Here is an 8,187-nt window from a genome sequence, read left to right as displayed (position 1 = left end):
AAACTGCAAGAGTGCCGGCCGAAGCTGATCGACGGCAGCGTGCCGTTGGTCAGCAGATTTTCCAGCAGATTATAGTAGGGCGGCCAATGTTTGAAGCGTTTGGGGGTATAACTGACAGTCTCGTTGGGGACGCCATGGTCGTCCATCCAGCGCCGGAACATCGGGATATATTCCAGGGTTTCCGGCCGCTCGGGCATCTCCGCAAGCAGGGCTGCATCGGGGGGCTCTCCGCGAGCAACCAGTTCGATGATCATGGCGGTGGAGTTCACGCCACCTCCCCAGGCTGCGAGCACCGGTGGGCGCTCTGTTAGCTGGCCGTGCAGGGCTGGGTCGGGCGTCAGCGGCCCGAGTTGGCGAAGGTCGATCGGATATTGGGCCACGGATGCGCTCCCACTGCGGTTCGCGCGATCCGTTCCCCCTCCCCGCTCCGCTTGGATGCGGTTGGCCTGGAGGCGTGTCTGTCAGTTTACCGTTCGAGGTTGGTTAATCGGACCATATAGTGATGGGCCGGGGATAGTTCCGGGCTGAAAACCCGTCGGCATTCGTCGACTATCCGATTCCATATTTCGGCGGGCATGTCGGAGTCGCTGCCTTCGCCGGTTAGGCTGGGATCGATGAGAACGATGACATCCGACCACTCGTCGACCGGTCCTCCTCGGTGCCATGTGAACTTGCGTTCGTCATTATTGAGCCACTCCTGGAAGCGGCTGTCGGCGAAGATCTCAGGGACGTTCAGCACAAGGCCACGGCAGATACGTGCGCTCATTGGAGTTGCCTCCATTATTCTGTGCGGAGCTGCGCGAGGAAGTCCTCGAACGCAGCGCACGACTGTTGATTTTCGATGTATTGAAGGAGAACTTCGACTTGCGTGGCGTCGGTCCAGCCTTCATCCGATGCGACGACTTCAAACAATTCTCGCGCTAGCATGAGCAGCCTCCTGTCTTGTGACGCGCCGAAGCGGCGCCCGTTAGGCGGGGAAATATTCCTCGTTCTCAAGGCTTTCACATTCGACAGCCCAGACGTTGCCGATGTCGTCAGAGGCAGAAGGCAAGTCTACCTTGCCCAAACCGATCGCCTCGATCGCGTCCGTGACGCTATCGGCATCGACTTCGACGATGGTGGACTTTTCAACCCGAAGAACCTGCACCACTTTGATTCGGTGTTTCATTTTAGCCCTCCTGTTTCGCCCGAAGGGGATCGAGCACGTCTCGGAAATTGGAGTGAGCTGACTCAGACCGCGGCATGATCTCATTGCGATCCACGCGGCATTCGGCGACGGCGCGTTCGATCGTGCGGAATATGAAGAGTGGATTGGGTTCGCCGATCGCGGCCGAACCGGCTCGGCTAGTCGGATTCGTCGGGGATGCCGCCGACCTCCAGATAGGCGCCAGTGTCATTCCCGTGTTCGTCCAGCTCGACGAGTGCGAGGCCGCCGTCGTCGATGGCGATGTCGGCATCCTCGGAAAGGCTTTCCAGCCAGCGCTTCAGTTCAGCTGCTTTGATCATAGGGGCCTCCTTGCTGCAGGATGTTGGGAAGGCGGTCGAGGATCCTCAGGAGATGGGTTCATCGGGCCGGAGGTTACGTTCGAGCAGGATCAGCGCGCGGGCGATCTGCTGCTCAACGGTCTCAATCGGGAGGCCGGTCCGATCGGCGATGGCGCGATAGGAAAGTCCGTCAGCCCGGTGGAGGAGGAATATGGTGCGGGTGATGGGCGGCAGTTTCATCACTGCGGCCCGATAGACGGCGGGATCGATGGCGATGGGTGGTTCGCTGTCGATCGGGAGCCAGTCGGCCGCAACATGGACCCAGCCCCGGACCCAGTGGCCCTCGACATCGCTTCGGGTTTCCAGCTCATCGGCGTCGATACGGACCGAGGCGCTCTCGGCCCAGCGGACCCGGGCGACGGCCACGGCGGCATGGTTGGTGTTGGTTGCGGCCGTTACGGTGAGATAACGGTCGATGCGTGCTGCCAGCTTATAGCTGGTTCGGCGCGGATCGCGGCGAAGGCCGAAGTTGGGGTGGTCGTTCAGAAATTCGAGTGCCTCCCGGAGGAGCGCGAGCATATCGGCTTGAGTCATGGCGGCTCTCGGCGGATGGGATGAGGACAAGGGCTGAGGCGGGAAGGAGATCAGTCCGTCCTGCCCTGCGCGGGGTCGGGACTCGGCACGACAGGGCCAGCCACGGCTCGGATGTCGAGCTTGGTCGCGCCGCGGTGGCGCCGCTCAACGCGTTCCCGGGCAGCTTTGAGGGCTGCGCCGATATCAGGAGCGGAGATGGTGCCGGACCATTGGGCGGCGCGGCCGCTGCGCGTGCAGAACCGGGCGGTCACGAAGAAGCGTTGCATGGTCAAGCGTCCCCCGCACCGTCGAGCGCCGCAATCGCCGCGTCGATCCAGGCCGGGTCGTTGGTGATCGCGGCGCCGGTCCAGAAGCTCGCGATTGCTCCGGCTGTTCGGCCATTGTCCTGGGGGATCTCCGATATCTCATCGTCGGTAGCGCCTTCGACGTCATAGTCGATGACGAGGAGATTCACCGGCTGGTCCGCGACGGCGCCGGAGACGAGGCCACCCTCGAGTGTCACGACGACCCGAGGAAGTCGGCCGTAGCCCGCGGTGTTGAGGCGCTCGCAGAGGATGTCGATCGCATCGTCCGACAGGATCGCGTGGCTTTCGCCGTTGGTTGCGATGTCGAGCAGCTCGGTCGGACAGCCGCGCGCCTGCAATAGACGAAGCGCTGCGAGAATGGCGTCGCGCTCGACCTCGTCGAAGGTCGCCTGAGCGGTGATTTGTCGTCCGGTTGAGATATCGACGCTATGGACCTCGATCCAGACGTCGAATTCCGCGAGATCGGGAAGATCGCACTCGGCGATGCCGGCGACCGGAATGCCTTGGGAGGCCAGGCGATAGCGTTGCGCCTCGGAGAGAGCCTCGAACCAGCTGCCGGCGACAGCAGGTGGCAGCGCGACGGGATCGAGATCGGCGCGCAAGCAGTTGACCAGGTCCATCGCAGCTTCGGCCGCCCGCAGTGGATGGGCGAAGAGGCGGCGCGGCTGCGCGGGATTTGCAAAATGCGTCCCGTTGACGAGATAGAAGTCCATGGCAGGAACCTCCCCGTTGGTGGAGCGGGCCCGCCCGCCGGAAGCGGCCGGGATGGATGGTGATTGCGAAGGCGGGTCGCCGGGTCGTCAGCAGGCGGCCACGATCAGGCTCACCGCGAGGTCCATGCGTTCGGAGTCCGCGGTGTCGAGGATGGCGAGCGCCGGATTCCGGGCCAGAAGCGCGGCCTTGAGCTTTTCGGGATCCTGGCCCTTCAGCGGATAGGAGACGACCTCATTGTCCTTGATGGCGACGATGTTGGTCCGCATCAGCCGTTTGAGGCGCTTGGTCACCTCGATGCCATCCATGAGCATGGCGACCTCGGTTTCGAGGTCGTTCGGAACGCCGAGTCCGCGATAGGCGACGGTGGACCGATTCTGGAGAAGCCAGGCATCGACGTCCTGGACCGTGTGGCGTCCGACGGGCTGGTAGAAATCGCAGCCGCCGGTGCCGCGGTTGCTCGCCAGGAAGGCGCGCTCCCCGTCGATCCAGATCTCGGCGGAATAAGCGGTGGATTCCTCGGACAGCTGCTTGGCGATCCGGAGCTTGCGAAGTTCGATCTTCATGTGGCGAGCCTCCTTTCGATGCTCGCTGCATCCCGCCCGCTCCCCTTCGCCGAACAGGACCGTCGCCTTTCCTGGGCGGCCAGGAGCTGGGCGAAGCGTTCGCGGACCGCAGATGCGGTTGGGTAGTGGTTGGCGAGACTGTGGCGCGCGAGAATAGGGGCTCTGGCGGTTGCGATCTCGTGTGCCTCGGCGAGGGTTGGAAGCCGGGGTGGCCAGCCTTTGACGAAGCGTAGGCCCGCCGGCATGTCTGCCTCGATACGGCGTCGAAGGGCGGCGTCCTGTTTGGCGGCTGCGATTGCGGGTCGCATGGCGACGGGAAGTCGATCGGGCGCGACATCAGCGAGCCAGCGGCCCGGCTGGAAGGAGAAGGTCGAATTCGCCTCCATGGCTACGAGTTGGCGATAGTGATCGTGGTTCGACTCCGCGCAGGTCGAAGCGGTCAGATCATGGAGGGACGCGAGGACGCAGAAGCGGCAGCTGAGCCGGGTGGCACCATAGACCCGATAGGCCTCATGCAGCGGCAGGCCGTAGGCGGCGTGGGCGTCGAATACATCCTTGGCCGTCCAGTCGACGCCGGGGTGCCAGCGGATCATCCGGGTCCCGGCCGGGTTGCCCGGCTTAGCGAAGCGGTGGTCCAGGCAGGAGACAGGGGTGTCGCGACGGCTGGTGCTCTCGTCGCGGCGAAGCCCGATGACCGAGACGATGGTCTCGCCACGGAAGCGCCGCGCAAGATCGGGACCGATGACCTGGACCTTCAGTTCCGAGGTGCAGAAGCGCAGGGACGACGAGGACCACGGACCGATTAGATTGTAGGTTTCGAGGGCCTGGTAGCGCAGCTTGCCGCTGTAGAAGCGCTGTTCCCAGCGGGCGACCATGTCGCCGGCCTTGCGACGGAGAAAGATCAGCGGCAGCCCAAGAAATTCTGCGATCGCGGCGACCATATCCGGGGTGGAGTCCCACTCCGCGCGGCCGAGATCGGCGTGGACGGCAATGCGCCGCTCGCGTGGATGGCCCAAGCGGTCGAGCAGCAGCATCGCCGCGAGGGCGGCCATCGATGAATCCTTGCCGCCGGAAAGGTTGAAGGCGAACCAGGCTTCGCGCCGCACGGCATCGAGCACGAGCTGATCGACGGCCGGTGAAAGGGGATTTGGGTGTGCAGGGATCATGGGAGGGCCTCCGAATGCCCCGATGCGGGACCATTGCTCCCGCCCCTCCTCCCCTTCGCTGGACATAGCTTCCGTGCTGCCGGGCGAGGCGCTTTAGCCAGGGAGGACTTCTTCTTGTTCCAGGCCCCATCGGGATTGCCAGAGAGGGGCGCCGAAGCTGGGAGCCTCGCGTCCCCGTTGAAGGTCGGCCACGTCCGCCTGATCAGGCGTTTCCACGTCGACGATATTCTAGCGCCCGACGCGAAATGTCTGCACGATCCTGACCTTTTGAGCGGTCACCTCCCGCCCGCTTGAGGTTCATAGTCGGGGCCGTAGGACCGCGAACGGAGGTGTTCGGGATCGTCTGCCTCATCGACCAGATAGCCGGTGACCTCGTCCGCATATTCAGCGTCGACGACGGCATCGGCATTGGGGGTCAGGCGGACCGCGAAGCCGTTGTCGAAGAGCAGGTGGTCCGCCCGCCGCATAGCCTGGGCATGGTCGTCGGCATCGACGGCGACCTTGACACGCACTGTGGCGTAGACATGGACGTGATGGCGCTTGCCCATGGGTCAGTCCTCCCTGAGATAGTCGAAAAAGCTGCCGTCGTTTCCGAGCGCGAGGAGTTCTTCTTCGAGCCGGTCCAGCGGGACGTCTTCGGACAGGTGGGAGGGCATGGCGCCGATGAAGGCGCCGTCGTCCATCTCCTGGGCGATCTCAGCGAGCGATAATGTGCTGAAACGAGCCTCGTCGCACCGTTCAAGCAAGATCGTCACTTCGAGCGTGATCTTTCTGATTTTCATGGGTTAGTCCTCCGGCTCCCAGCCGATCAGGTCACGCAGGATCGGGGTCAGGGCATCGTTGATCTGGACGAGCAGGTTCGAGCGCTCGTCGGGCGAGAGGCTGTCGAGATATCGATCGGGAATGAGGTCGTTGACGGCGTGGGTGGCGTCATCGACCAGTTCGTCGAATTCGTCATCGTTCATGGGATCCTCCGTCAATTCGGGGAATGCGAGGGGCGAGACCGTGCGCTCAAACCCTCAGATCTCCTCGCACAGAAAGACGTGGTTGACCTCGCCGTCGAGTTGGGCAGCTTCGAATTGTTCGAGAGCGTGGTTCTTGTCATCGGCATCGCAGAGCCAGAATTCGTTCTCGGCGCCGTAGCAGATCAAATACTTTTCCATCTCGTTCGGGTGCCTTTCTTGAGGTGGCATCGCTTGACTGAAAGCGCGAACAGCGGTTCTCTGGCGAATGGATGGCGCAGGGCGCGTCAGCGTGGGAGAACGTCGGCAGAAGCGGCGCACGTCCCAAGGCGCTTTGGCCGGGTGAGATACAGGCGCTCCTCGATCTCGAAGTCGGTAAGATGGTCGAGCAGCTTGAGGACGGTGCCGCGGGCTGCCTCGTAGATCACGATGGTTTTCCTGCCATGATACTCGGAGGGCCAAGCATCAGCGGGCGAATCGGAGGCGATCCCGCGGAAGTCTGGATCGGTATTCTCCCATATGGCTTCCAGTTTTTCCTCGCGGGTCATGAAGCCGTCATGCGCGTTGGTTTCGGAAGCGAGGATAGCGGCGCGCATCAGATGGGGGCTGTTGCGATCTGCCATGTCGCAATAACCGTGGAACCAGCGCTGCCGGCCCAGGATGGTGATCGCGAAGAAGACATACCGGATCGTGCCGGCTTTGGCTTCCGACATCGCGAACATCATTGTGCCGAGGAAAATCGGCGGCAGAACCTCAAACATGGATTCGTAATCGTCTTCCGTGATCTCGAACCAACGGCCGGTGTAATGGGTGCCGCGAATACAATCCTCATCGCACCCCTCGGGGCACGCGTTGAATAGCTCGAACATCTGCTGGCGCGTGGCGACGCCGTCGAGGATCTTGCGAAACTCGGGATAGCTGGTCATGGTGATAGTCCTTGCAGGAAAGGGCAGCCCGACCGGATCCGGCTACCGTATGCAGATCTTTTGGCGGCGGCTCGGAAGGCCGGAGTTGAGCGGCCCGGTCGGACATGAGCAGAACCGGCACGAGGCTAACTCGATCGGTATCCATGAAATCCGTTTGGCCCCGTCTATTGGGACATATATTCGACCGGGCCGGAAGGAGCATCGCACGTGGCATTGGCAGCGCCGGCATGGTTGGCAGATTATGGCGGCACGCCCGAGACGCTTGATCGCTTCCGGTCCCTATGTCAGCAACGACGCCGTTGCGCGGGTATATGGTGCCTGGATGGAAATCAGGAGTGTGCCCGTCCCATTCAGCCATTGGTGGTGGCATAGAGTCAGAGCGCCCGGTCATCGCCAGGGCTGTCCCGACTGGTTGGAACTCCACGGCCAGTTGCGTAAGTATATGGATCGGGGCGGCATCCTCGTTATCATCGGGCCGTCGCGTGCCGGTAAGACCTGTTTGCTGGAGCGGCTGACCCCGCTTCGGATCATCGATAACTCGCGGTCGGGATCGGCGCGCACGGCGCCTGTTCCGCCTGAGGACGTGCCGTCGGGATTGTTTGCAATCGACGAGACCCATGCGCATGATCAGCGGGATATTGTGCGCGTGATTACCGACATGGGGACTGAGAACCGTGGCTTTGCCTTGGTGTTTCAGCGTCCTGAGAGCTTTCGAGATTGTGTGATCGGGGCTCCTCTCGCTTTGCATTCGCTGCTGTTCCTGGAGCTTGTCGATCATGGTCCCGGCTGAGGCGAACGATTAGCAGGCGATCAACCCCCACGACCTTTCAGTAAGGCATGGATCAGCCGCTCTTCCTTCTTGCTGATCCGGTGGCGGCGGCGGTCGCGCTCGATTTGCCGTTGGACGGCCTCCTGGTTGTAGCGGGTGGGAAGTTGGGCATCCTCCGGTGACTCTGACCAGCCGCCGGCGGCACTGATCCAGACCAGACCCAACGCGCCTGGGCGGGCTTCGAACGTGTCGGCGGCTCCGTTGACTGCGTTGCGGACGATCACGCATCCACTGTCCTCGGCGCGCAGCGGTGCTCGCCCCCCGAGAACGAGCAAGTCGCCGCGATCACCAGGCAGGTGAACCAGGTCACCGGACTTGACCTTGGCGGCGAGCTTGTGACCGATGGTGTAATGGAGCGTCCAGCCGTTGTCGGTGATGCAGTCTGCCATGACATTCTCCTGAGGGTTTTACCGGCGCAGCGGAAACCAGATTGGGTTGGCCCGCGAGGATGGCTCACGCTGCGAGGCGGAGCAGCGGCAACGCGGTGACATCGCCGCGGGTCGTGGTGCGGTCGAGCGCGGGATAAGGCAGGCTCGGGACCTTGCCGGCCGCTATCCGCGCAGCCTTGGTCAAGGGAAAGACGTAAACGTGATTCCCGGGATGCCTGCGGCGGGTCAAGAAACCGGACCGCTCGAGAGCGGCG

The 8,187-nt window shown here is 62.9% G+C and carries 15 protein-coding genes and 2 pseudogenes; 1 reads left to right on the top strand and 16 read right to left on the bottom strand.

Annotated features, from left to right (window positions below):
• The 14 genes and pseudogenes from NN5_RS23135 to NN5_RS23080 all read right to left on the bottom strand — a co-directional run.
• Positions 1-380, bottom strand: a pseudogene (locus NN5_RS23135) (hypothetical protein); the annotation flags it as partial.
• Between the two features lie 86 nt (positions 381-466).
• On the bottom strand, positions 467-766 hold the full coding sequence (locus NN5_RS23130) for a hypothetical protein (RefSeq protein WP_067738859.1): 300 nt from the start codon (positions 764-766) through the stop codon (positions 467-469).
• Positions 767-967: 201 nt separating this feature from the next.
• Complete coding sequence (locus NN5_RS23125) at positions 968-1,168, bottom strand: hypothetical protein (RefSeq protein WP_067738856.1); 201 nt, start codon at positions 1,166-1,168, stop codon at positions 968-970.
• 176 nt (positions 1,169-1,344) lie between these two features.
• The gene (locus tag NN5_RS26115) at positions 1,345-1,506 is read right to left on the bottom strand and encodes a hypothetical protein (protein WP_157081297.1); all 162 of its coding nucleotides are present in this window, start codon (positions 1,504-1,506) and stop codon (positions 1,345-1,347) included.
• Between the two features lie 45 nt (positions 1,507-1,551).
• Complete coding sequence (locus NN5_RS23120) at positions 1,552-2,079, bottom strand: RNA polymerase sigma factor (RefSeq protein WP_067738855.1); 528 nt, start codon at positions 2,077-2,079, stop codon at positions 1,552-1,554.
• Between the two features lie 50 nt (positions 2,080-2,129).
• Positions 2,130-2,345, bottom strand: a complete 216-nt coding sequence (locus NN5_RS23115) for a hypothetical protein (protein WP_067738852.1) — start codon at positions 2,343-2,345, stop codon at positions 2,130-2,132.
• Between the two features lie 2 nt (positions 2,346-2,347).
• Positions 2,348-3,097, bottom strand: coding sequence for a hypothetical protein (locus tag NN5_RS23110; protein WP_067738849.1), 750 nt, complete (start codon positions 3,095-3,097; stop codon positions 2,348-2,350).
• An 87-nt stretch (positions 3,098-3,184) separates the two neighbouring features.
• On the bottom strand, positions 3,185-3,661 hold the full coding sequence (locus NN5_RS23105; RefSeq protein WP_067738847.1) for a hypothetical protein: 477 nt from the start codon (positions 3,659-3,661) through the stop codon (positions 3,185-3,187).
• Positions 3,658-4,827, bottom strand: a complete 1,170-nt coding sequence (locus tag NN5_RS23100; RefSeq protein ID WP_067738844.1) for a phosphoadenosine phosphosulfate reductase domain-containing protein — start codon at positions 4,825-4,827, stop codon at positions 3,658-3,660. The genes NN5_RS23105 and NN5_RS23100 overlap by 4 nt, the downstream gene beginning before the upstream one ends.
• Positions 4,828-5,102: 275 nt before the next feature.
• Positions 5,103-5,375 carry a hypothetical protein gene (locus NN5_RS23095; RefSeq protein ID WP_067738841.1) on the bottom strand — a complete coding sequence of 91 codons (273 nt, stop codon included), beginning with the start codon at positions 5,373-5,375 and terminating at the stop codon, positions 5,103-5,105.
• 3 nt (positions 5,376-5,378) lie between these two features.
• On the bottom strand, positions 5,379-5,609 hold the full coding sequence (locus NN5_RS23090) for a hypothetical protein (protein ID WP_067738838.1): 231 nt from the start codon (positions 5,607-5,609) through the stop codon (positions 5,379-5,381).
• 3 nt (positions 5,610-5,612) lie between these two features.
• Positions 5,613-5,792 (bottom strand): hypothetical protein, encoded by a 180-nt coding sequence (locus NN5_RS23085; RefSeq protein WP_067738835.1) that lies wholly within the window; start codon positions 5,790-5,792, stop codon positions 5,613-5,615.
• Between the two features lie 54 nt (positions 5,793-5,846).
• Positions 5,847-5,990, bottom strand: a complete 144-nt coding sequence (locus NN5_RS26110) for a hypothetical protein (protein ID WP_157081296.1) — start codon at positions 5,988-5,990, stop codon at positions 5,847-5,849.
• 86 nt (positions 5,991-6,076) lie between these two features.
• Positions 6,077-6,715 carry a DUF1419 domain-containing protein gene (locus NN5_RS23080; RefSeq protein WP_067738832.1) on the bottom strand — a complete coding sequence of 213 codons (639 nt, stop codon included), beginning with the start codon at positions 6,713-6,715 and terminating at the stop codon, positions 6,077-6,079.
• Positions 6,716-6,764: 49 nt separating this feature from the next.
• Here NN5_RS23080 and NN5_RS23075 point away from each other — a divergent pair, with 49 nt between their 5' ends.
• A complete protein-coding gene (locus NN5_RS23075) occupies positions 6,765-7,505 on the top strand; it encodes a hypothetical protein (protein ID WP_067738829.1) in 741 nt (246 codons plus the stop codon).
• Positions 7,506-7,525: 20 nt separating this feature from the next.
• Here NN5_RS23075 and NN5_RS23070 read toward each other — a convergent pair whose 3' ends face one another.
• Both NN5_RS23070 and NN5_RS23065 read right to left on the bottom strand, forming a co-directional pair.
• Complete coding sequence (locus NN5_RS23070) at positions 7,526-7,933, bottom strand: hypothetical protein (protein WP_067738827.1); 408 nt, start codon at positions 7,931-7,933, stop codon at positions 7,526-7,528.
• 64 nt (positions 7,934-7,997) lie between these two features.
• Positions 7,998-8,187, bottom strand: a pseudogene (locus NN5_RS23065) (hypothetical protein); the annotation flags it as partial.

It is taken from the genome of Novosphingobium naphthalenivorans NBRC 102051 (assembly GCF_001590985.1).
In the GTDB taxonomy this organism is placed as follows: Bacteria; Pseudomonadota; Alphaproteobacteria; order Sphingomonadales; family Sphingomonadaceae; genus Novosphingobium; species Novosphingobium naphthalenivorans.
Note: the sequence above shows the minus strand (reverse complement) of the source record. Positions and strands in the feature narration are given on the sequence as shown.

Excerpts from the sequence above, each read along its gene's own strand:
- NN5_RS23120 (WP_067738855.1), bottom strand. The coding sequence starts at position 2,079 with ATGACTCAAGCCGATATGCTCGCGCTCCTCCGGGAGGCACTCGAATTT.
- NN5_RS23105 (WP_067738847.1), bottom strand. The coding sequence starts at position 3,661 with ATGAAGATCGAACTTCGCAAGCTCCGGATCGCCAAGCAGCTGTCCGAG.
- NN5_RS23130 (WP_067738859.1), bottom strand. The coding sequence starts at position 766 with ATGAGCGCACGTATCTGCCGTGGCCTTGTGCTGAACGTCCCTGAGATC.
- NN5_RS23095 (WP_067738841.1), bottom strand. The coding sequence starts at position 5,375 with ATGGGCAAGCGCCATCACGTCCATGTCTACGCCACAGTGCGTGTCAAG.
- NN5_RS23070 (WP_067738827.1), bottom strand. The coding sequence starts at position 7,933 with ATGGCAGACTGCATCACCGACAACGGCTGGACGCTCCATTACACCATC.
- NN5_RS23080 (WP_067738832.1), bottom strand. The coding sequence starts at position 6,715 with ATGACCAGCTATCCCGAGTTTCGCAAGATCCTCGACGGCGTCGCCACG.
- NN5_RS23090 (WP_067738838.1), bottom strand. The coding sequence starts at position 5,609 with ATGAAAATCAGAAAGATCACGCTCGAAGTGACGATCTTGCTTGAACGG.
- NN5_RS23075 (WP_067738829.1), top strand. The coding sequence starts at position 6,765 with ATGCAGATCTTTTGGCGGCGGCTCGGAAGGCCGGAGTTGAGCGGCCCG.
- NN5_RS23100 (WP_067738844.1), bottom strand. The coding sequence starts at position 4,827 with ATGATCCCTGCACACCCAAATCCCCTTTCACCGGCCGTCGATCAGCTC.
- NN5_RS23115 (WP_067738852.1), bottom strand. The coding sequence starts at position 2,345 with ATGCAACGCTTCTTCGTGACCGCCCGGTTCTGCACGCGCAGCGGCCGC.
- NN5_RS23125 (WP_067738856.1), bottom strand. The coding sequence starts at position 1,168 with ATGAAACACCGAATCAAAGTGGTGCAGGTTCTTCGGGTTGAAAAGTCC.
- NN5_RS26115 (WP_157081297.1), bottom strand. The coding sequence starts at position 1,506 with ATGATCAAAGCAGCTGAACTGAAGCGCTGGCTGGAAAGCCTTTCCGAG.
- NN5_RS26110 (WP_157081296.1), bottom strand. The coding sequence starts at position 5,990 with ATGGAAAAGTATTTGATCTGCTACGGCGCCGAGAACGAATTCTGGCTC.
- NN5_RS23110 (WP_067738849.1), bottom strand. The coding sequence starts at position 3,097 with ATGGACTTCTATCTCGTCAACGGGACGCATTTTGCAAATCCCGCGCAG.
- NN5_RS23085 (WP_067738835.1), bottom strand. The coding sequence starts at position 5,792 with ATGAACGATGACGAATTCGACGAACTGGTCGATGACGCCACCCACGCC.